General features: G+C 71.6%; 16 protein-coding genes. 6 read left to right on the forward strand and 10 right to left on the reverse strand.

All coding sequences use genetic code 11. The features are described from left to right. Positions 1-49 precede the first annotated feature (49 nt). The gene (locus tag R2B38_RS42825) at positions 50-997 is read right to left on the reverse strand and encodes an alpha/beta hydrolase (RefSeq protein ID WP_318021203.1); all 948 of its coding nucleotides are present in this window, start codon (positions 995-997) and stop codon (positions 50-52) included. A gap of 167 nt (positions 998-1,164) precedes the next feature. Between R2B38_RS42825 and R2B38_RS42830 the strand changes: the two genes are divergently transcribed. After that, on the forward strand, positions 1,165-2,097 hold the full coding sequence (locus R2B38_RS42830) for a LacI family DNA-binding transcriptional regulator (protein ID WP_318021204.1): 933 nt from the start codon (positions 1,165-1,167) through the stop codon (positions 2,095-2,097). On the opposite strand, the gene R2B38_RS42835 is transcribed toward R2B38_RS42830, so the two are convergent. Continuing rightward, the gene (locus tag R2B38_RS42835; RefSeq protein ID WP_318021205.1) at positions 2,094-2,462 is read right to left on the reverse strand and encodes a roadblock/LC7 domain-containing protein; all 369 of its coding nucleotides are present in this window, start codon (positions 2,460-2,462) and stop codon (positions 2,094-2,096) included. The genes R2B38_RS42830 and R2B38_RS42835 overlap by 4 nt on opposite strands. A gap of 155 nt (positions 2,463-2,617) precedes the next feature. Here R2B38_RS42835 and R2B38_RS42840 point away from each other — a divergent pair, with 155 nt between their 5' ends. After that, complete coding sequence (locus R2B38_RS42840) at positions 2,618-3,817, forward strand: RNA-guided endonuclease TnpB family protein (protein ID WP_318021206.1); 1,200 nt, start codon at positions 2,618-2,620, stop codon at positions 3,815-3,817. Between the two features lie 124 nt (positions 3,818-3,941). On the opposite strand, the gene R2B38_RS42845 is transcribed toward R2B38_RS42840, so the two are convergent. Both R2B38_RS42845 and R2B38_RS42850 read right to left on the reverse strand, forming a co-directional pair. Beyond that, positions 3,942-4,781: a hypothetical protein gene (locus R2B38_RS42845; RefSeq protein ID WP_318021207.1), complete on the reverse strand. Its 840-nt coding sequence runs from the start codon at positions 4,779-4,781 to the stop codon at positions 3,942-3,944. After that, complete coding sequence (locus tag R2B38_RS42850; protein WP_318021208.1) at positions 4,778-5,128, reverse strand: hypothetical protein; 351 nt, start codon at positions 5,126-5,128, stop codon at positions 4,778-4,780. The genes R2B38_RS42845 and R2B38_RS42850 overlap by 4 nt, the downstream gene beginning before the upstream one ends. 161 nt (positions 5,129-5,289) lie before the next feature. Here R2B38_RS42850 and R2B38_RS42855 point away from each other — a divergent pair, with 161 nt between their 5' ends. After that, entirely contained in the window at positions 5,290-5,655 is a 366-nt protein-coding gene (locus R2B38_RS42855; RefSeq protein WP_318021209.1) for a hypothetical protein, read from the forward strand. 128 nt (positions 5,656-5,783) lie between these two features. On the opposite strand, the gene R2B38_RS42860 is transcribed toward R2B38_RS42855, so the two are convergent. Together R2B38_RS42860 and R2B38_RS42865 are read right to left on the reverse strand one after the other, a co-directional pair. Further along, the gene (locus R2B38_RS42860; protein ID WP_318021210.1) at positions 5,784-7,469 is read right to left on the reverse strand and encodes a CocE/NonD family hydrolase; all 1,686 of its coding nucleotides are present in this window, start codon (positions 7,467-7,469) and stop codon (positions 5,784-5,786) included. A gap of 48 nt (positions 7,470-7,517) precedes the next feature. Further along, on the reverse strand, positions 7,518-8,117 hold the full coding sequence (locus tag R2B38_RS42865; RefSeq protein WP_318021211.1) for a response regulator transcription factor: 600 nt from the start codon (positions 8,115-8,117) through the stop codon (positions 7,518-7,520). A gap of 371 nt (positions 8,118-8,488) precedes the next feature. On the opposite strand from R2B38_RS42865, the gene R2B38_RS42870 reads away from it, so the two are divergent. Beyond that, on the forward strand, positions 8,489-9,424 hold the full coding sequence (locus R2B38_RS42870; RefSeq protein WP_318021212.1) for a hypothetical protein: 936 nt from the start codon (positions 8,489-8,491) through the stop codon (positions 9,422-9,424). A gap of 45 nt (positions 9,425-9,469) precedes the next feature. On the opposite strand, the gene R2B38_RS42875 is transcribed toward R2B38_RS42870, so the two are convergent. Continuing rightward, positions 9,470-12,325, reverse strand: a complete 2,856-nt coding sequence (locus R2B38_RS42875) for a LuxR family transcriptional regulator (RefSeq protein WP_318021213.1) — start codon at positions 12,323-12,325, stop codon at positions 9,470-9,472. Positions 12,326-12,532: 207 nt separating this feature from the next. Between R2B38_RS42875 and R2B38_RS42880 the strand changes: the two genes are divergently transcribed. Both R2B38_RS42880 and R2B38_RS42885 read left to right on the forward strand, forming a co-directional pair. Further along, entirely contained in the window at positions 12,533-13,591 is a 1,059-nt protein-coding gene (locus tag R2B38_RS42880) for an ATP-binding protein (RefSeq protein WP_318021214.1), read from the forward strand. Between the two features lie 24 nt (positions 13,592-13,615). Continuing rightward, positions 13,616-15,508: a LuxR C-terminal-related transcriptional regulator gene (locus tag R2B38_RS42885; RefSeq protein WP_318021215.1), complete on the forward strand. Its 1,893-nt coding sequence runs from the start codon at positions 13,616-13,618 to the stop codon at positions 15,506-15,508. Here the strand turns inward: R2B38_RS42885 and R2B38_RS42890 are convergent. Genes R2B38_RS42890 through R2B38_RS42900 form a run of 3 tightly spaced genes read right to left on the reverse strand, consistent with a single transcriptional unit; the run spans position 15,472 to position 20,288 of the window. Continuing rightward, the gene (locus R2B38_RS42890) at positions 15,472-16,203 is read right to left on the reverse strand and encodes an ABC transporter ATP-binding protein (RefSeq protein ID WP_318021216.1); all 732 of its coding nucleotides are present in this window, start codon (positions 16,201-16,203) and stop codon (positions 15,472-15,474) included. The genes R2B38_RS42885 and R2B38_RS42890 overlap by 37 nt on opposite strands. Beyond that, positions 16,200-18,980, reverse strand: coding sequence for a branched-chain amino acid ABC transporter permease/ATP-binding protein (locus R2B38_RS42895; protein ID WP_318021217.1), 2,781 nt, complete (start codon positions 18,978-18,980; stop codon positions 16,200-16,202). Before R2B38_RS42895 ends, R2B38_RS42890 begins: the two co-directional genes overlap by 4 nt. A gap of 30 nt (positions 18,981-19,010) precedes the next feature. Next, on the reverse strand, positions 19,011-20,288 hold the full coding sequence (locus R2B38_RS42900) for an ABC transporter substrate-binding protein (protein WP_318021218.1): 1,278 nt from the start codon (positions 20,286-20,288) through the stop codon (positions 19,011-19,013). Between the last annotated feature and the right edge of the window lie 314 nt (positions 20,289-20,602).

The raw sequence follows: 20,602 nt of genomic DNA on the forward strand, positions 1-20,602 counted from the left end.
GGGGGCTCCGTGAGCTGAGGGGCGGTGACCGGTTCCGGGGGAGCGGGGCTCAGGCCTCGCCGAGTGCCGTCGAGGCCGGTCCGGCCACCCGTGCACGCAGCCAGGCCCGGCCGCGCTCCAGCAGCGCCCGGGCGATACGGGTGCCGGGAGCCCAGGTCTCGAAGCCGTGCGGAGCGCCGGGCACGAGGTCGAACGCGCAGTCCACGCCCGCGTCCCGCAGGCGGTCGGCATAGGTGCGGCACTCGTCGGCGAACAGATCGATGTCGCCGACGCCGATCCAGGCCGGTGGCAGCCCGCCGAGGTCGGCGCGCCGGGCCGCGACCGCGTGGTCGGGGACGAGGGAGGCACCGGGCCCGGTACCGAGATAGGCGGCCCAACCGGTCCGGTTCGCCGCGTTGTGCCACACCCGGTGCCGCACGCCGTCCAGTTCGCGCCGCGCGGCGGTGCGGTCGTCGAGCATGGGGGAGAACAGCCACTGTCCGACCGGAGGGATTCCGCCGGCGTCGTACAGCCGCTGTGCCAGACAGGCGGCCAGACCCGCGCCCGCGCTGGCACCCCCGACGGCGACGCGCGCCGGGTCGACCCCCAGCGACCCGGCCGACTCCCGCACCCGCCGCCACGCCGCGGAGAGGTCGTCGAGCGCTGCCGGGAAGGGGTGTTCGGGGGCGAGGCGGTAGTTCGCCGAGACGACGACGATGTCCGACTCACGGGCCGTCAGGGCGCAGAACGCGTTGTCCTGGACGACATCGCCGATGACATACCCACCGCCGTGCACCCACAGCAGCGCCGCGCCCGAACCGCCACCGGCGGGCGTGTACACGCGCAGGCCCGGGCCCTCGTCGAGGACGCGGACGTCGACGCCCTCGACAGGGTCACCCGGCCCGTGCCGGACGACCAGGGCACGCACCACGCGCCGTCCCCACGTCCGGCGGACCGGGAGCCGCGGCATCCGCGCGACGGCGCGCCGCAGTTCCGGGTCGACCGCGTCGAGCTTCATGGGCGTCTCGCCTCGCATCCGGTCCGCAGCACGCGTTCCCGCAACTGGTAAAACGTATTACCACCTGGCTGCGGTACGGTATCCAGCGCATCCCGCACCGCACAAGCCCCAGACCGGACCGCACGCGGGAGACCCGGCCGCCGGGCCCCCTTCGGAGGAGCGAGACAGTGAGCAGGTCCACGCGCGCGACAGCCAAGGACGTCGCCCGGGCCAGCGGGGTCTCCCAGACCACGGTGAGCTTCGTTCTCAACGGTGCGGCCGGCCACGTCTCCGAGGAGACACGCGAACGGGTACGGCAGGCCGCGCGCGAACTCGGCTACGTCCCCAACGGCTCGGCGCAGGCGCTGCGCAAAGGGGCGTCCCGCATCGTCCTGCTCAACATCGAGGGGGTCCCCACCGGCAGCAGCCTCGGCAGCTACATCCGGGGCCTCGACGCCGAACTCGCCCTGCACCAGCACGTGTTGCTGGTGCTGCACGGCCATCTCTCCTCGCAGGCCCTCACCGACGTGGCACAGGCCGTCTCCGCCCGCGCCGTGATCGACCTGGGCGACGCGGGCCGCGCCGACGACATCCTCGCCGACGCCGAGACCTCCCTCGACGCGTTCTCCGCGCAGGCCGACGTCCCGGTCCGATATCTGGCCGACCGAGGCCACCGGCACCTCGCCACCGTCATGCCGGACACCCCCGAACTCCAGACCCTGGCCGCGCTACGAGGGCGGCTCATCCGGCAGGCCACGCACGCCGCGGGCCTGCCCGCCTGCCCGGCGCTCGTCCTGCCCGGCGATCTCGACACCGCCGAGCAACGGCTCCGGGCCTTCCGCACCGACCACCCCGACGTCACGGCCGTCCTCGCCTACAACGACGACCTCGCGCTCGTCACCCTCGCCGCGATGCGGCGCCTCGGGCTGCGCGCACCGCAGGACCTCGCCGTCGTCGGGTTCGACGACACCCCGCACGGAGCGCTCTTCTCACCCGCCCTGACCACCGTGCACATCGACGCGGAGGCCATCGGCCGCAGCGCCGCACGCACCGCGCTGGGCCTGCCGGCGGCCGACACCGCCTCCGAACCGGCCCGCGTGATCGTCCGCGAATCCGCCTAGACGTCCTCGTCCAGATGCCGCCGCAGTTCCGCCGCGACGGCCGGGATCTCCCTGCGGAACGCCGCCTGGTCCAGACCGTCGTCCGCGACCACGGCCAGCAGCGCCCGCTCTCCTACGGCCGTCACGATCACGTGGCCCGTGCTGCAGCGCGCGCTGATCTCACGGAGGTGGCCGGTACCGCCCTGATCGGCAAGGCGGTGACCCAGGGCCAGGGTCGCCGCCGCCACCGCGGCCATGGACTCGGGGTGGGTCTTGGTCGTGTCGCTCGCCACGACGAGCCCGTCGCTGGTGGCCAGCGTGGTCTCGGTCACTCCCATCACGTTGTCCCGCAGGGCGATGAGGAGGTCGGTCACGGGGTCGCTCATTGGAATCCTTTCGTTGATACCCGCGGCTTTGGCCAGGGGCAGAAACAGCGCCTCTGTGGTGCAGGGCAAGGAGCTGGGATTCGTCTCGAGGGTGGATCCCAGTGCCGTGACCGGCAGGTTTGATGTTGGCGTGGAGGTCTCACTAATTTGTGGGGGTGACCGCGATTCACGCGAAGCGGGCGTTCAAGTACCGCTTCTATCCCACCGATGTGCAGGCAGCCGAGTTGTCGCGCACGTTCGGGTGCGTGCGGAAGGTCTACAACCTGGCGCTCGCTGCCCGGAGTGAGGCGTGGACGCTGAGGCGGGAACAGGTCACCTACAACCAGACCTCGGCCATGCTGACCGGATGGAAGAAGACTGAGGAACTCGCCTTCCTGAGGGAGGTCTCGTCTGTTCCGCTTCAGCAGACACTGCGGCATGTGCAGACGGCGTTCACCCACTTCTTCGCCAAGCGGGCCAAGTACCCGCGCTTCAAGACGCGGAAGAAGTCGCGGAAGTCCGCCGAATACACCCGCAGCGGCTTCCGTTTCCGGGACGGCCAGCTGACGTTGGCGAAGATGACGGAGCCGCTGGACATCGTCTGGTCGCGGGCATTGCCGGAAGGAGCCCAGCTGTCGACTGTGAACGTGTCGCAGGACGCGGCCGGTCGCTGGTTCGTCTCGATGCTGTGCGACGACCCCGCCATCAGGCCACTTCCTGCCACTGATAAGGCTGTCGGGATCGATGTCGGTCTTACCCATCTGCTGACCCTCTCCACGGGGGAGAAGGTCGCCAACCCGCGGCACGAGCGCCGTGACCGCGGCCGTCTCGTGAGAGCTCAGCGGGAGCTGTCGCGCAAGGCCAAGGGCGAGGGAACCAACAGGGCCAAGGCCCGGCGTAAGGTCGCGAAGATCCACGCCCGAATCGCCGACCGGCGCCGCGATCTGCTCCACAAGTTGACCACTCGACTCATGCGTGAAAACCAAACGCTCGTGATCGAGGACCTGACCGTACGCAGCATGGTCAAAAACCACACGCTCGCCCGGGCCATCTCCGACGCGAGCTGGAGCGAGTTCCGCTCCATGCTGGAGTACAAGGCGAAGTGGTACGGGCGCGAAGTCATCGCGGTGGACCGCTTCTTCCCCTCCTCCAAGCTGTGCTCCGCCTGCGGTGCTGTGCAGGAGAGAATGCCGCTCGATGTTCGTACCTGGACATGCGACTGCGGGACGACTCATGACCGGGACGTGAACGCGGCACGGAACCTTTTGGCCGCCGGGCTGGCGGTGTCTGTCTGTGGAGCTGGTGTAAGACCTCAACGGAGTTCTCCGGGCGGGCAGTTGGCGACGAAGCAGAAAACCCCACGGCGCGAGCCGTAGGACCCCCTCATTCAAGAGGGGTGGCGGTCAAGGCGTCTTCTTCCTGTTGCGTTCGTGTGTGATGGCGGTGGGAGAGCGAGGCAGGAGGGGAGCCCGGTGGGGACGTGGCTGTGGGAAGGGCGGTTCAGTCGTGGGGCCGGTGAGCCGGCGCGGAGTGGCGGCCGGGGAGGCGACGCGGGAGCGAGGCGGAGTCGAGGGCGGAGGGGGTGACGGCGGAGGGTGTGACGCGCGCCGCCGTGCTCGGCCTGCCGTTCGGCGAGGGGGTGTGCGGTCGGACGAGACCGAGGTTCAGCAGGTGCCGTAGGTCGATCATGACGGCGAAGAGACCCCGGCCGAGGGCGAAGGCGATGTCCCGCGCCGTCCTGCGTCCGTCCGCGGCGGCCAGGACGGCCCGGTGCCGGGCCGGGAGGCTGCCGAGGGGGTCGGGGAGACGCGCGGTGGGCACCGACCGCATCCGGGTGCGGGCGAGAGCGGCGACCGAACCGGGTTCTGTGGCAAGGGAGGTGATACGTCGGGACACTTCCCCGAGGAGCCGCTCGGGGGTGACGCCGGCGTTGCGGTACAACGCCGGTACGGGGGCGGTGACTTCCCAGCTGTCGGGTACGGCGAGGGAGAGCGCGAACGCGGCGTCGAAGAGCGCGCCGAGGCTGATGACCTCCAGCTCTCCGGCGCCGACGAGTCCGCGGTCCACGAGTTCGGCGGCGAGATGTTCATGGGTGGTGTCGGAGGCGCGGACCGCCGACCACGCCTGTTCGCCGATGCGGCCCGACCTGAGCAGCAGTCCCTCGATGCCGGGTGCGCCAGGGGTCTCCATGGCCACCACGAGGCCGTCACGCACGTGGATGGAGCCGCCGGGGGTGCCGGTCACGATCACGGTGCAGGACCGCCGTCGGTTCCGGAGCGCCGCCAACAGGGCGGGAACGTTGCGGGAGTCGGCGAGCGGTTCCTCGGTGCCTTCCGTCATGCCAGCAACTCGTCGGCGTGCAGCCTCAGTTCGCGCAGCGCCGAGCTGAGGTTCGTGCGGTCGCGGTCGACGGTCGCGCACAGCAGCAAGGGGTCGCCCTGCCGCGGGAGTTGGATCGTCACGAGATGCCGGGTGGAGGTCGTCACGATGACGCTCTCCAACTCCCCTGACGCGCCTGCCCGAATGAGGCGGGTGCGGGCCAATTCCGCTATTTGGCAGGAGTCCTGACCGGCACTCATATCCCCGGACTCCGCATAGGAGAGGCCGGTGACGGCATCGAGTACCGCGGCTCCGCTGATGCCGGGCGTGGTCAGGGCGCGGCCCAGTACGGCGTCGAGCGATGACAAAGGTCCCCCCTTCAGTCACTCCGGCGAGCAGACTACTTTATTTGCCAACTATCGCAACTCTGACCAAAGATGGTGTTGTCTGTTACCCGCACGGTTCGCATTGAGACCGTTTTCGTGGCGAGACGCCGAATCTCGCCGGGGTGAGGGGAACGAGGCACCACGTGAACATTGAGGCGACGCTCAAGGAAGCGATGACTATCGACGGGGCTCTGGGGGTGTCCCTGGTCGACTACGAGAGCGGCATGACGCTGGGGGCGCTGGGCGGCGGGCCGCATCTCGACCTGGAGGTCGCGGGGGCGGGCAACACCGAGGTCGTGCGGGCCAAGCAGCGCACGCTGAAGGCCATCAACCTGGACGACCACATCGAGGACATCCTGATCACCCTCGGCCGGCAGTACCACCTGATCCGGCCGCTGGCGAGCACGCGCGGCTCGCTCTTCCTGTATCTCGCGCTGGACCGTGAGCGCAGCAATCTGGCGCTGGCGAGGCATAACCTCAAGCGCCTCGAGTCCACCCTGGAGGTATAAACGCCTTGAGGCATATGACATTTGGGTAGTCGCCATGTCGGCCCGGTCTCGGTGGGGCAATATGCGCCGAGACCGGCCGGGTCTTGTGATGTCGTATTCCGCAGCATCATGTGGGGGGTTGAAGCGGCTTAATTGTCTAGTCCACTCATGTCTAGTCCATTTTCGGGCTCTCGCTCGGTCGAGCCGTTTTTCCGTATTGCCCGGCGGACCGGCAGGAGTACCGCGGACGGGTGTCCGGGGTCGTGGAACACCTCCTGGTTCCCGGCGCGGAGAGTCGTGGCCGTCGCCCTGGGTTCGCCGGTGCCCGGATTGCGGTTGTAGCGGGGGAAGGCACCGCTGGACACCTGGACCCGGATGCGGTGACCGCGCCGGAAGCGGTGGGCCGTCGGCCACAGCCGTACCGTCGCGCGGGAGGTCCGGTCGGCGCCCGTCAGACCGACCAGGCCGTCGCACACGTTCATCGAGCGGCCCTTGGCGTCCACATCGCACAGCCGGACGAACACGTCCGCGAAAGGCAGGCTGGAGCGGAACCAGATCTCGGCGCCGACCTCACCGATCACCTCGACGTCCGTGTCCAGTACGGCAGTTGTATAGGTCAGGACGTCCGGCCGGGCCTCGAGTCCGGTGTTGTCGACGGGGCCGCCCTTCACACCGAGGGCCAGGCGTACCCCGCCGACGGCCGGAGTCGGGTCCGCCGGGTCGTAGCGGTAGCCGTCCGGCGCGGACTCGCCCGGCTCGTCGGTGGACAGGGCGCCGCCCGGGTGGAGGTGGAAGCGTCGCGGTGTGTATCCGGGCGGCGGCCAGGAGGGGAAGTCGCGCCAGGTCTCCGCGCCCATGACGAACAGGCGGACCGGGGCGCGCTCCGCAGGCTGCTCGCCGCGGGCGTGGGCGAGACCGAAACCGAGGGTCTCGCCGACCGCCGTGACACCCACACCCCGGGCGGTGTGCGTCCACGGGCCGACGGTGAGCCGGGCCTGCCGCCCGGCCGCCTGGAGGGCCTGGTGGTCCCGGAGTTGGCCGGGCAGGCAGATGTCGTACCAGCCACCGACGGAACTCACCGGTACGGCGACGCCGGCCACCCGGTGACTGTGGTCCAGCCGCGCCCATCGCGGGGCGCCGGCGTCGTGGGCGAGGACGTCCTGGATGTAGGCGGACCGCTGCCCCATGGCGGCGACATCGGCCTCGCCGAGCGGCAGCGTCGACATGGCGCGGCGCACCCGCCTCGCCTCCAGGAGCTGGCGCGGTATCGCCCACCGGCGCTCCTGTCCGGCGACCATGACGCCCCAGCCGAACGGTGTCTCCAGGGAGAACCCGTCCTCGCGGAGGAACTCCAGGCTGAGCGCCGATTCCGACACCGCCGGGATCATCGCCCTCACCTGCGGCGGGAGTTGGTCGGCCATGGCCCACTGGACGAAGCCGAGGTAGCTCATGCCGTACAGCACCATCGACTCGCCGAACCAGGGCTGCCCGATCACCCAGTCCACGGTGTCGAGCCCGTCCTCGCGCTCGCCGCGCATCGGGTCGAAGGTGCCGCCGGAGCCGAACGTGCCGCGCGTGCTCTGGATCAGCACCTGGAACCCCCGCTCGGCCAGCGGCCGGACCATCGGCCCCGCGGCCATGCCCGCCCTGCCGTAGGGGATCCGCAGGAGCACGGTCGGCAGGCCGTCACCACCGGACCTCGGCCTCCAGCGGTCGGCCAGCAGGACGGCCCCGTCCCGCATCGGCACCCGGAGATCGTGGTCGACGGCCACGTCACGGGTGAGTGGCGGGGGAAGACGCAGGAGACGCTGAGTGAGGTGGCTGCCCAGGTTCATGGTGTCTCCTCCGTCAACTCCGGTGCAGGAGGCCGATGTTACGGCGGTTCAGATCAGTCCGGCCCTGATGGCGTACGAGACGGCGTGGGCGCGGTTGCGTGCCCGCAGGCGCTTCATCGCGCCGTAGAGGATGTATCGCACCGTGCGCTCGGAGTAGGAGAGTTCCGTCGCGATCTCGTCGCACTGTCTTCCCTCGGCGATCAGGCGCAGGACGGCCACTTCGCGCGTGCTCAGGGGAGCCCGGTTCCGGGAAGGGGCGACGGTCCGGGTGGCATGTGCCGCGTTGTCGTCCTCGCCCGCCACGGCGCGGACGGTGCGGACGAAGACGTCCGGGCTGCAGAAGTCCCACCAGACCACGGCGCGAACGCCCCGGTGCCAGGCCGTCGACACGTCGGCCTGCCAGCGTTCGCTGACGACCACCAGGAAGCGTGCGCCCGGGTGGTCGCTCAGGCTGGGGAGCAGGTCCAGGACGGAGGCGTCCGCCACGTCCACGGCGACCACGATCGCGTCGGCCTCCCGGATCCTGTCCCGGGGCACCTCGCGCAGCCGCGGCTCCATGGCGACGAAGCCGGACAGTCCGGCGCGGATCAGGGGGGCGGGGGCGTGGATCGCCACGCGCAGGCTCGCGCCGAGGACTTGCTGAGGCATGTGCCCCCCAACTCGCGATCGCGGTCGTTCATGTGGTGCGGGAGGACGATGGTGACACCGGCCGGGACCGCGTATCGGCGCACCGGCCCGTCGCGCGCGAGCGGGAGGGAAACCTGGCGCGAGTCGCCGAGGCGTCCCCGACGTGACGACGGTCCGGGGCGGAAGATCCGCCCCAACTCCCTGTACGGACCGGCAAGGTTGGCGGTTTCGCCTTTCACCGGAAACAGCGGGCGCGCGACGATGCCGGGGGAAGCGCGTTCTCGCGCCCTTCGGACACCGGTCCGCTTCGCCGTCGGCGTTCCACGCCCACGGCCGGCGCCCCCATGGGCCTGTGTCTGTCTCTGACAACTTCTAGCAACAAAGGTGGCCGCATGATCGCGTCCATTGCCCTGTGCGTGGGGCTCGGCCTGTTCCTGCTCGGGGCCGCGCTCTTCCGGCGGAGGCGCAACTCCTCCTCGGGGCAGGCCCGTTCAGCGCTGTCGGGCGCCAGCCGCAAGGCGCTCGAAACGGTCGCCCTGGGTCTGCGGGCCGTGGCCGCGGGGCGTCAGCAGGGCGGGCGCCCGCTGCCGGACATCAACGTCGTCGTCCACTCGGGGCAGCGGCTGACCCTGCGGCTGGCCGAGGCGGACGACGACGCGCCCGCGCCCTGGACCGCGGACATCTCCGGGAAGGAGTGGTCCGTGGACACCGCGAGGCTGCGGCGAGGGGGCGACGGAGGTGACGGGCCCACGCATCCGTACTCCCTGACGGTCACCCTCGGCCTGCACAGAGGCGAGCGCATGCTGGTCGACCTCTCGCGGCTGAGCGGGCCGATCGCCCTGACCGGGGACGACAACGATGTCCTGCTCCTGGCGCAGGCCCTCATCTCCGAGGTGGTCTCGGGGCCGGTCGGGACCCTCGCCACGGTCGTCCTGGTGGGCTCGGCGGCCACTCCCTCGGTGACCGACGGGCTGGGCGCGCGATCGGCCCGCCTGCACACCGCGGCCACCCGGGGCGAGGCCCTGGCCGTGGGGGAGAACAAGCTGCCCGGACAGCGCAGGGGGCCGTCGGCCCTGGAGACCCTGCACATCGGCAGGGACCGCGGCGCGGCGAATTCCGGGAGCCACGCCCGGCGGCTCTTCGTGGTCACCGCAGCCCAGTACCGCAACGAGCGATGGGGCGACACTCCGCTGCGCGGGACCGACGCGCTGCTGGTGCTCGGCTACATCCCCGCCCTGGAGTGGAACCTCCAGGTGAAGCCCGACGGCTCCCTGCTCACCGGCAGGCTCGGTGTACCCGTCGACACACACGCCGCGCGTCTCAACTGACCCGGCGGACAACGCCCTTGGGTCGGCGGCCCGCAGCCGCCTCGGTCACGGCCGCCGTGCTCGGCCCGGGCCCGGCACGGGACCGCCGCCCCTGGTGGGCGCGCCGTCCGGCACCTGAACGCGGCGGGCGAGGCTGCCGTCCAGCCAGGCCGCGGCCAGTTCCACCCGGGAACGGCACCCGGTACGGCGGAAGAGCCCGCTGAGCCGCCGCTCCACGGTCTTCTCGCTCCACGCGAGCCGTGCCGCGATCTGCCGGTTGGTCGCCCCGTCGCTGACCATCGTGGCCAGCCGGACGTCCTCCTCGCCGAATCCGTCCCTGGCCGGACGCGTCCTCGGCAGTCCGAAGGTCCGCCGCCGCGTCATGTGCCCGAGCGTCGTACGGGTGGCGCGCCCGATCCCCAGCGACTGCGCGATCCGCGAGGCCTCGGCCAGCCACGGCCCGGACTCGTCGCCGATCTCCATCAGGCACAGACAGCAGAGCAGGCCCAGGTAGGCGTCGCCCCGTTCGCGTACCGACCGCAGGGCCGCCAGCGCGCTGTCCGCGTCGCCGTGCACCAGCCCGCGCCCGATGAGCACCGCCTCGCGCGTCGTGGGAGAACCCACCACCGCGTGCAGCGCCTCCAGTTCGTCCAGCGCCTGAGGCATGGCCTGGGGCAGACCCGCCACCAGGGCGAAGGAGATGTACCGCAGCAGCACCTTCTCCGTGCCCGCGTGCAGACCCTGCTCGCGAGCCCGTCGTACGTCCCTGAGGGCCGTCGCCAGCGCTTCCTCCCGCCGGCCCGACCAGTACCGCACGCCCAGCCTGGCCCAGGCGACCAGCGGGTGGGACACGGCCTCCGGAATCAGCTCGATCCAGAACCGGGCGAGGTCCAACTCCCCGCGTGTGCAATGGATTTCGGCCGCGAGTGCCCGGGCGGGCTGTGCGGCGCCCGCCGTCGTGTCCCGGGTCCGGCCGCCTGCCTCGATCCGGCGGGCGGACACCAGGGCCTGGTCCCAGTCGCCGTCGAGGTAGTCGCCGACCATGGCGTGGTACCAGGCGGCGGTGCTGTTCCCCGCCCCGGTGTACCGGTCACCGAGCACGGCGGTCAGGGCACCGGCCAGGTCCGCGTGGACGGCGGCGTTCCGCAGCCGGTCCATGTCCGGGGTGCCGGCCGCATCGGGTGGCAGGGCACGCAGGGCGGCCGAGAGGTTGTTGTGGCTGCTCGCGGCGGCTGCCAGCAGCCGTAGTTCCGGGCCGGACGGCAGCGGCCCGGATCCCTTCCGCGGCCCGGCGGCCGCCGCCCGGTGCGTCTCACGCCGTGGCCGGGACGGCGTGGGGTCGAGCCCGAACGGACCGGCCAGGTCCGCGAGTTCGGCCATGGCGGGGGCGGGATCCCGGAGGGCGTCGAGGTGCGGCGACCGGTGTTCGTGCAGCGCCGCCAGAGCCCACACCTCGGTCACGAAGTCCAGCGAGCCCCGGTCCCGCGCGCCGGCCGGTGCCGCGGTCAGATGGGCGAGCAGCGGTTCGCCCAGCGCCAGCGCACCGGTGTGGTCGGCGTGGCGCAGGCTCAACTCGGCCCACTCGCGCAGCACTTGGGGTGTCCGGTGGTCGTACGGCGGCAGGCGCCGCAGCGCGGACGCGTAGGCGCGGACCGATCGGGGCCAGTCCGACCTGGCGTCCGCACGGGCCGCCGCGAGCAGCACGTCCACCGCGAGGGCGTCGTCCAACTCGGCCTTGGCGGCGGCCACATGCTCGGCGAGCCGGGGGTAACAGCTGCCCGCCGTCTCCGCGCCCAGCCGGTCCGTCAACGACCGGGTGATCAGGGCGTGCAGCGTCGACACGTCATGGTGGGTGGGCAGGGTGCGCAGCGCCGCCGCGAGCGCCGGCACGGCGAACGCCATCCGGCCGTCCTGGTCCACGGTCAGCGTCCCGTCCCTGACCAGCGGGGTGACCGCGCGGTCGACGAGGCCGGCCCGGCGCGGTCCGCCCGGCTTCAACCGGAGCAGATCGTCCAGCCGCACCTCGGCGTGTTCGAGGCTGCGGGCCACCCCCGCGGCGGCGTCCAGACCGTCGCTGTCCGGCGGGGAACCGGGCCAGCAGAGCCGGCTCAACTCCGTTGTGTCCGTGGTGAGACGCAGCGCGCGCTCCGGTTCCGTCAGGCACACGTGGCCGTCGAGTTCCAGGAGGTCCCCGTGCTCGTCCAGCGCGTCGAGCACGGACAGTACGGCCGCTGGGGTGCCCGCCATGGGGCCCAGCGCGGCCAGCACCGCCGTCACGAGGGCGGGCTCGACCGGGCGGCCGAGCCTCCGTACGACGAGGGCCTCGATGTCCGCGGGGCGCAGCGGCGGGAGTTCGAGCAGCCGGTCGGCCGCGGCCGTCAGCGGGGAGGCGCCGTCGGCGGTGGGGCGGACCGGTCGGCCGGCCATCACCATCGGTACGCCGGCCGGGCGGAAGACGCGCAGCAGCAGGCCGAGGGCGGACGCGGTCGGGTGCGGCATCCGGTCGACGTCGTCGACCACCACCGCGAAAGGGATACGGGCCGCCGCGTCGGTGAGGATCTCACTCAGGACGGACAGCAGCGCCAACTCGCCGTCCTGGCCGGTGGATTGGAGCCGGATCCGGCGGACGGCGCCGACCCGGACCGGGCTGCGGCGGTCGTGGAACCTGGCGAGCACCGCATGGACGCCGTCGGCCAGCGCCTCCGCGCCGGGCGCGCTCTCCCCGTCGTGACAGCGCAGCCGTAGGACATGGGCGCCTTCCTCGGTCGCCGCTCGCCGGGCCTGTTCCAGCAGGGTGGTCTTGCCCGTCCCCGGAGCGCCGACGACCAGGAGGGTGCGGGCCGAGGCGCCGGTGGACAGCAACGTCCGCGTCATGTCGCGGAGTTCGCTGTCCCTGCCGATGACGAGGTCTCCTTCCTGCACGTCCACTTCCTTCCGGGGTCGGTGTTCCGTGCGTGAACTGCCGACGGGAGCACGCGAGTTGGTGATGGTGCGGGGGGTCGACCGTGTGACGGAAGCGGTCATGTGAATGTGATCATAATGTGGATGCGGGGCTGGTTTCCGAACGTACGGCCGACCGGAGACGCCAGGAACGCCCGGGCCGGGTCGATGAAGAGAGCGCGGTGGACCATGACCGTTCCGTCCGGGAACCCATGGCTGGTGCGCGGTGGGACGGCTGTCGGTGATTGTCCGGTCGGCCGGGAGCGGGAGTTGGACGAGGGGCACGGCCTGCTGACGGACAGGGGTGGGCCGCGACTTGTCCTGGTCCGGGGCGAACGAGGCTCAGGGCGCACCGTGTTCATGAACACGATCGCCCAACGAATGTGCGGGGACGGGGAGTTGGTGCGCTCCGTGAGCTGTGTTCCTGGTGACGGCGCGCGGCCCTTTCTGCTGGCGCTGCGGCTCGTCATGGTGCTGGAGGAGCGCCGGCCCGCGGAGGCGTTGCGTGCGGCCGGACGGCGCGACGGGGCGGTGATGGCCGCACTGCTGCGCGCCGCTCTGGCGCGGGCCGCGTCGGTGGTCGTGGTGCTGGACGACCTTCAGTACGCCGACCCTGAATCGCTGGCCCTGCTCGGCGGGACCGATCTCACCGGGGTGTCGTCCGGTGTCCGGCTGCTGGCCTCGGTCGTGGGGTGCGGCGGGAGTGCATCCAGTGCGGGGCGGGTCGTAGAAGGGAGCCAGGTCTTACGGCGGGACCGTGTCGGCGGAACCGTGGATGAGCTGGCCGCGGCTCAGGGGGCTCGCGCGATCGTGCTGACGCGCCTCGGGGTCGAGCAGACCGTCGCCATGGTGGCGGGGCGGTTGGGGGCGACTCCCGACACCGGTCTCGTCCGGCGCGTGCGCGCCCTCACCCACGGGCTGCCCGGGGCGGTCGACGCCCTGCTCACCGGGTGGACACGGCAAGGGGTGATCAAGGTCGCGGACGGCCACGCCTTCGTCGGGGCGCGGACGCCGACGCCGGTGCTGCCGGACGGCGACCGGTTCATGTGGGCGCTGGACGCGCTGGGCGAACCGTGCCGCACGGTGGCGGGCGCCCTCAGTGTCCTGTGGCCCCTCGGCGCGCGGGTCGTGATGCTGATCGCGGGGTCGGTCGGGCTGTCCGTCAGCGAAGTCCGGGCCGCCGTACGGGACTTGGCCGGTGCGGGGATCGTCGAGGAGCTGCCCGGGACCGACGGTGGTACGGCATAGGGGTGGAAGTTCGGGGTTCCGCTGGTGGCACATGCCCTCCGCGAGCGGCTCGGGCCGCTGGAGCGCAGTCGGCTGTCGGCGTCCGCCGTTAAGACACTGTGGGCGGACGAGGACGCGGGGGCGAAACCGCCGACGGTCGTCGGACTCGACGAGGCGGACGCGGTGGCCTACCGGACGGACCGGATCGCGGAAGCGGGGACTCTGGTCGAACGGGACCGTGCGGTAAGGGAGTTGACTGCTGCGGCGGAGCGTCTGCATCCCGACTCCGAGGGCAGGGGAGTGCTCCGCTGGTGCCAGGCGGCGGGCCACCTCGTCGAGCGTCCCGCCGACCGGGTCCCGGCCCTTCAGCGATACGCCGTCGCCGCCTACTTCGCCGGGGACTTCCGGACCGCGCGGACCATCGCGGAGTCGATCCTGCGCGACCGCCCGGACATCGTCGGCCGGCTCGAACTCCAGGAGACCGCGACCCTGTTCACCGTGGCGACGGCCAACGACCTCGACTGGCGGGCACTTTCGCGACTGGCCACGGAACAGTGGTGGGACGAACTGCGACTGCCGGTTCTGGCCGCCGTCACCGGCCGGGCACTGGCCCTGTGTCTGCTGGCGAGATGGCGTGAGGCGCTGGACCTCCTGGTACGGACCGAACCGGTGTGGAACACCGACGTCCGCGCCGCCGCCAACCCCGGCGGTTTCCGGGCCGCGGCGGAACTGGCGCTGGGCCGGCCGGAGCGGTTCAGACGCTCACTGGCCCTTCCGGAAGCGCCGCACATCGGCCCCGACCACGCTTACACACTGACCGTCGCGAAGTTCGACGAGTTGCTCAACGGCGGTGACCTGCACGCGGGCGAGGCCCTTCTGGCGGCTCAGGGTCTGGCACCCCAACTCCTGCCCCGGCACAGCCAGTTCCTCCGGCACCACCTCCGGGGCGAGTGGGACGAGGCGCTGGAACCGGCCCGCTGGATGCTGGCGAACAACGGGATCCACACGGCGGCGATCGACCACTACGTGGTTCCCGCGCGGACCGCGGCGATCCTCCTCGCCCGGGGCCGCGTCACGAGCGCCCGCCGTCTGATCGACAGCGTGCGCGCCGAGGGGGAGGGCCCACCGGAGTACTCACTGGACGCCGGTGAAGCGGAGCTGCTGCGGACCCTCGGTGATCCGGCCGGTGCCGAGAAGACACTGCGGCGCGGACTGGAGGCGGCGGAGGCACACGGGCAGATCGCCGGTACCGACGAACTCTGGGCCTCCTTGGCCGAGTTGCTCGCGGACTCGGGGCGCACGGCCGAGGCGATGACCTGCCTGGAACGCCTGGAACGGATCTCCCACCGGGCGGGCTCCGGACGGACACGGCTCAGGTACCTCACGGCATCGGCCCGGGTCCTGCGACCGGACAGTCCCGTCACCGCCGGGGAGAACGCGCGGGAGGCCGTCGTACTGGCCCGCTCACGCAGCCAGCCGTTCGAGACGGCGGTGACCCTCGTCGCCGCCGTCGCCACGGGCGGCGGCCCACCCGCACTGCTGCGCGAGGCATACGAACTCTTCGGTCAGAGCTGTGCCGTACTGGAGCGCTTCCACACCCGGGCCGCCCTGCGCGCGGCCGGCATCACCGTGCCCGGCCGGAAGCAAGCCACCGTCGAGAGCGAGCAGTTGCTCGCGACCCTGATCGCCGAAGGCCTGACAAACCGGCAGATCGCCACGGTGCTGCGGCTCACCGAGGACGCGGTCGCCAACCGGCTGTCCCGGCTGTTCGCCCGCACCGGACTGCGCTCCCGAACGGAAGTGGTGACGGCCGTCCTCACCGGCTCGGCATCGGGGCGTGCGGCGCTGGGACGGTTCCGCAGGCCCCCTCGCCGTTCCGATCAGGGGGGTCAGGAGCACGATCACGAGACAGGCTCCGGCGCCTGCTCGCCGAGATAGGCGCGCTCCAGCAGACCGGGATCGGCCGCGAGCGTCGCGGCGGACCCGCTCAACACCGTTTCCCCGTGCACCAGGACCACCGCCCGGTCCGCCACGCCGAGGGCCAGCCGGACATGCTGCTCGACCAGCACGACCGCCGTGCCCCTGTCCTCGGCGATCCGCCGGACGACAGGCAGCAGTTCCTCGACGATCACCGGTGCCAGCCCCATGCTCAACTCGTCGACGAGCAGCACCCGGGGGTCCTGGATCATGGCCCGGCCCAGCGCCAGCATCTGCTGCTCCCCGCCGGAGAGCATCCCGGCCGCGACCTTCAGCCGTTTTCCCAGTGCGGGGAAGAAGTCGAGCACCTGGTCCACGGTGCTGCCCCGACGCCGCCGGGCAAGCGCGAGGTTGTCCCGCACGGTGAGCTGGGTGAACAGCGACCGGTCGTCGGGTACGAGGACCAGTCCCCGGCGGGCGGCCTCACGCGCCCGCCCGCCACGGATCTCCCGGCCGTCGAGGGTGACGGACCCGGCGAGGCGAGGCAGCAGTCCGGCGAGGGTCATCAACAGGGTTGTCTTTCCCGCCCCGTTGGGACCCAACAAGGCCGTGACCTCGCCGGGGAGCAGCGTGAGATCGAAGCCGCGCACCACCGGGCGTCCCTTGGAGTAGCCCGCGTCCACGCCCTCGCACGTCAGCAGTTCCTGCCCGGTCACTGGACGACCTCCCCGCGCACCTGGTCCGTATCGACGTGCGTCGCACCGAGGTAGGCGGTGGCGACCCGTGGATCTGCCTTGATCTCGGCGGGAGTTCCGTCCGCGATGACCTTTCCGATGTCCAGGACGACGATGCGGTCGCACACGTCGAGCACCAGCCCCATGTCGTGGTCGATGAGCAGGACCGTCACGCCGTCGGACCGTACTGCCCGCAGCCGGTCGCCCAGCCAGCGGCTCTCGGCGCTGTCCAGGCCGGCCGCGGGCTCGTCGAGCAGCAGCATCCGGGGCCGTCCTGCCAGGGCGCGCGCGATGGACACCAACTGCCGTCTGCCCTGGGACAGTTCACGCGCCGGCTGAGCCCGGAAGCGGCTCAGGTGCAGCGTCTCGAACAGCCGGTTGCGCAGCTCCACCCCCTGCACGGTGCCGACATGGTCGCCGCCGTGCAGGGCCGCCGCCTCCCCGACCAGTACGTTCTCCTCCACGCTGAGGTCCTCGTAGAGCTCGATGCCCTGGAAGGTGCGCCCGAGGCCCGCCCGGCCGCGCTGGTGCGGCTTCAGCGAGGAGATCACCCGGCCGTCGAACTCGACTGTTCCCGTACTGCGGCCGTATCCGCTGATCGCGTCGAGGAGGGTGGTCTTCCCGGCACCGTTCGGGCCGATCACGCCCACGATCTCGCCCGAGCGCACCTCGAAGGAGACCGCGTCCACGGCCACCACACCGCCGTAGCGCACCCCCACGTCGCGCACCGCGAGGACCACCTCGCCCGGATCGGGGACCGGTGGGCGAGCGGCCGGCGCGGTCTCGGAGAGACCGTCGGTGTCCGCGTCGTCGACGGTGGCCGGGCGGCGCCCGCGCCGTAGCCGGGCCGTCAGTTCGTGGGCCGGGCCGACGACGCCCTCGGGGTTCGTGATCACGGTGAGGACGAGACCGACGCCCATGATCACGTCGTACCACTCGCCGATGGACAGGGCCCGGTCCAGGAGGACGGGCAGCAGACCGCCGGCGCCCATCACCCCCGCGACCAGACCGCCGGACAACGAGGTGATGCCGGCCAGGTAAGCGGTCGCGAACAGGCCGAGACCGCCGATCGCGGTGAACATCCCGGCGTCGGCGACGGTCTGTTGGTAGCCGAGCAGGGCGCCCCCGAGCCCGGCGACGAACGCCCCGATCGCGAAGGCGACGATCTTCGTACGGGCGACGTCGATCCCCGCCGCGGCGGCCGACCGCTCGTTGGCGCGCACGGCGAGCATCGCGGCGCCGAGCCTGCTGCGGCGCAGCCACGCCACACCCAGGCCGACGAGCAGCAGCACCGCCAGACACAGCAACGCGAACGGGATGCGCGGATAGTCGTCGCCCGATCCGATCCCCAGGTCGATCCCGAACAGGCGGGGCGAGGGCACCTTCGAACCGCCCAGGCCGCCGTTGAACTGGGTGTTGCGGAACCAGAAGGCCTCCAGGGCCACCGCGAGCGCGACCGTGACCACCGCCGCCGGCAGGCCGCGGATCCGCAGCGCGGGCAGCCCGATCACCACCCCGATCACCGTCGCCGCCAAGGCCGCCAGCAACGGGGCGAACGGAAAGGGGACACCCCATTCGACGCTCAGCCTGCTCAGGCTGAATGCGCCGACCCCGGCCAGGGTCAGCTGCGCCAGCGAGATCTGGCCGGCGAACCCGGTGACAACCACCAGCGACAGCGAGATCACCGCCAGGGTCAGCGAGGTGATCACCGCCGCGCGGATGCTTCCGGTGGTGGCGAAGAGGACGATGACACCGAGGGCCGTACTCACGACGGCCGGGATCAGGATGCGGTCGGGCCGTGGCGCCCGGCCCAAGGCTTGTTGGATCAGCGAGCCACGGGTGGGCAGTAGCCGGCCGCGGACCACGAGGTAGGCCAGGATGACGGCCAGCGGCACCAGTTGGGCCAGCCCGGCCTGGGGCAGCCACGACCATTTCCCCTGCAGGAACTGCAGTTCCGACTGGAGCATCCCGATGACCAGACCGGCTCCCACGGCCGGGATCAGCGCGGTGAAGTTGCCGACCAGGGCCGCCGCCAGGGCCGGCACGATGAACAGCGTGTAGGAGACCGGGACCAACGGCACGATGGGCGCGATCAGGATGCCGGACAGACCGGCGACGGCCGAGCTGAGCGCCCAGTTCGCCACCGCGATCCGCTCCGGCGACAACCCGCTGACCAGCGCGCCCTTCTCCGACTCCGCCGCAGCCCGGGCCGTGAGACCGAACCTGGTCAGCCGGAACACCAGCGCCAGCACGACGGTCAGTACGGCGATCACCGCCGCGAACCACAGCCGGTCGCCGGGGATGAGCGAACCGCCCCAGGACACCGGGTCGTTGGGCAGGATGGCCTTGACCGACACGGCCCCCGTACCCACCGCCGCGGCGAGCACGGCCTGGATCACCAGCATCACCCCGATCGAGGCGACGGCCTTCGCCACCGGCGGCGCGGTCCGCAGCGGCCGGAAGACCAGCCCGTACAGCACGACCCCCAACAGGGCAGCCAGGACAAGGGAGATGACCACCGCAGGGAAGAGACCGAGCGGACCGCCGAGACCGATCTTCTTCTGCACACCCGGCAGTGGCACCAGCAACTCGCCCTGGCGCAGGAAGGCGTAGGTGTACGCGCTGTACAACGCGACAGCCCCGGTGGCGAAGTTGACGACCCCGGAACTGCGGAAGGTGAGCACGAGTGCCAGCGCGAGCGCGCCGAACACCGCACCGCTTCCCAGCCCCAGCAACAGAAACACGACGTACTGGCTCATCGGTGAGACCGTCCCTTCCGGCTGCCGCGTCTACCGTGCGAACAACGGGCTGGGATCGACGACCCGCATCTGTCCCAACGTGCCGTCGGACGACACCGTGCCGGTGACCTCCTTGGCCGAGCAGGCCGCGGGCAGCCCCGGTACCGCCTTGGCGTCGCAGGTGAAGGTGATGCCGTGGCCGGCGGGCAGGACGATGTTCTTCGCCGAGTGCAGCGCGGCGGTGATCGTCTTCGGGGTGACCGTGCCCTTCAGGCCGTGCAGGGCACGCACCAGGGCGAGCACGCCCTGGTAGCCGATCGCCGCGTATCCCGTGGCCGAGGTGCCGGGGCTGTACTCCTTCATCACCTGGCGGTAGAGCTGTGCTTCGAGGTCGTCGCCGGCCACGTCGAAACTGCTGAAGACCTGCACGCCGTCCATGCCCGCGCCCACGGCCGAGACGACCTCGGGGGACACACACGACTGGACGGTCATCCGGGCGATGCCCGCGCCGAGCGTGCCCATCGCCTGGAGCACCGAGGTGCACACCGTCGGATCCGCTACGACGGCGACTGCATCGGGCTTGTTCCGCAGCGCGGCGCTCACCTGCGGAGACGCGTCCGGTGTGCCCGCGGCCACCGTCACGATCCGCAGGCCGATCCCGGCTTTGGCGAAGACGGGTTTGCCGATGGCCTCGATGCCGCTCACCGCGGCCGGCGCGTCGATCACGAACGCGGCGACCTTCTTGTACCCCTTGTCCTTGGCGTACGCGGCCATCGACGTCATGGTCGTCGGGAAACCGCCGGTCCAGGAGAAGGCGTTGGCGGTGGTGCCCTCGGAGTTGCTCGCGGCGATGGCGGTCGTCCAGGGAATGCCGGCCTGGGTGACGATCGGCACCATGGAGTCGCCGAGGCCGCTGCTGGTCAGGACGACCGCGTCGACCTTCTGCTCGACCATCTGGTTCGCGCAGTCCCGTGCCGTCGCCGGTTCCTCCTTGGTCTTGCAGATCACGAACTCGATCGGCCTGCCCGCGATTCCGCCGAGGTCGGCGTTGGCGTACTTCATGGCGGCCTGGGCGGCTTCCCTGGTCTCGGGCTGGCTGATCGCGGAGCCGCCCTCGTTGGTGATGAGGCCGATCCTGACCGGCGCGCCGGTGGCCTTCTTCCCGGGGAAGGCGCTCGCCAGCGCGGCCGGTATCTTCGTGCTGCCCGCGGCGGCGGTCGTGCCGTCACCGCCGCTGCCGCATCCCGCGAGCAGGACCGCGGTCGACACCAGCGCGACCGACGCTCGTGACCGGGGTGAGGAGAAGGCTCGTCCGACCGACTCGATCATGTCTGCGTCCCAACGTGTCGGCGAGTGCCCGGCACTCGCTGCGATCAGCGACCGGCCGCGCCGTGGGCCGAGGCCGCGACGCCGCCGTCCGAGAAAGTGAAGAGAGAGCCGCGAGCGGGGGCCGAACGGCACGAAGGCCGGGCGCGCCGCGGCAGACCATGCCGGTCGGCATGCCGAGGACTTCACGACCGGCGACGAGAGGGACCTTGCTCCGATGAAGGGGAGAGGGGCGGCCCATCCTCGTGAGCAGCGGCCGCTGGCAAGAAGAGTATCCGTAATTCAAGCCTGCTGGAATGGGTCGTACGGGACTTGTC

The sequence above is a fragment of the Streptomyces sp. N50 genome (genome assembly GCF_033335955.1).
Lineage (GTDB): Bacteria > Actinomycetota > Actinomycetes > Streptomycetales > Streptomycetaceae > Streptomyces.

What these genes read in the sequence shown, in the direction of transcription:
- R2B38_RS42825 (WP_318021203.1), bottom strand. Translation starts at nt 997, where the DNA reads ATGAAGCTCGACGCGGTCGACCCGGAACTGCGGCGCGCCGTCGCGCGG.
- R2B38_RS42835 (WP_318021205.1), bottom strand. Translation starts at nt 2,462, where the DNA reads ATGAGCGACCCCGTGACCGACCTCCTCATCGCCCTGCGGGACAACGTG.
- R2B38_RS42870 (WP_318021212.1), top strand. Translation starts at nt 8,489, where the DNA reads ATGATCGCGTCCATTGCCCTGTGCGTGGGGCTCGGCCTGTTCCTGCTC.
- R2B38_RS42900 (WP_318021218.1), bottom strand. Translation starts at nt 20,288, where the DNA reads ATGATCGAGTCGGTCGGACGAGCCTTCTCCTCACCCCGGTCACGAGCG.
- R2B38_RS42845 (WP_318021207.1), bottom strand. Translation starts at nt 4,781, where the DNA reads ATGACGGAAGGCACCGAGGAACCGCTCGCCGACTCCCGCAACGTTCCC.
- R2B38_RS42895 (WP_318021217.1), bottom strand. Translation starts at nt 18,980, where the DNA reads ATGAGCCAGTACGTCGTGTTTCTGTTGCTGGGGCTGGGAAGCGGTGCG.
- R2B38_RS42860 (WP_318021210.1), bottom strand. Translation starts at nt 7,469, where the DNA reads ATGAACCTGGGCAGCCACCTCACTCAGCGTCTCCTGCGTCTTCCCCCG.
- R2B38_RS42880 (WP_318021214.1), top strand. Translation starts at nt 12,533, where the DNA reads ATGACCGTTCCGTCCGGGAACCCATGGCTGGTGCGCGGTGGGACGGCT.
- R2B38_RS42865 (WP_318021211.1), bottom strand. Translation starts at nt 8,117, where the DNA reads ATGCCTCAGCAAGTCCTCGGCGCGAGCCTGCGCGTGGCGATCCACGCC.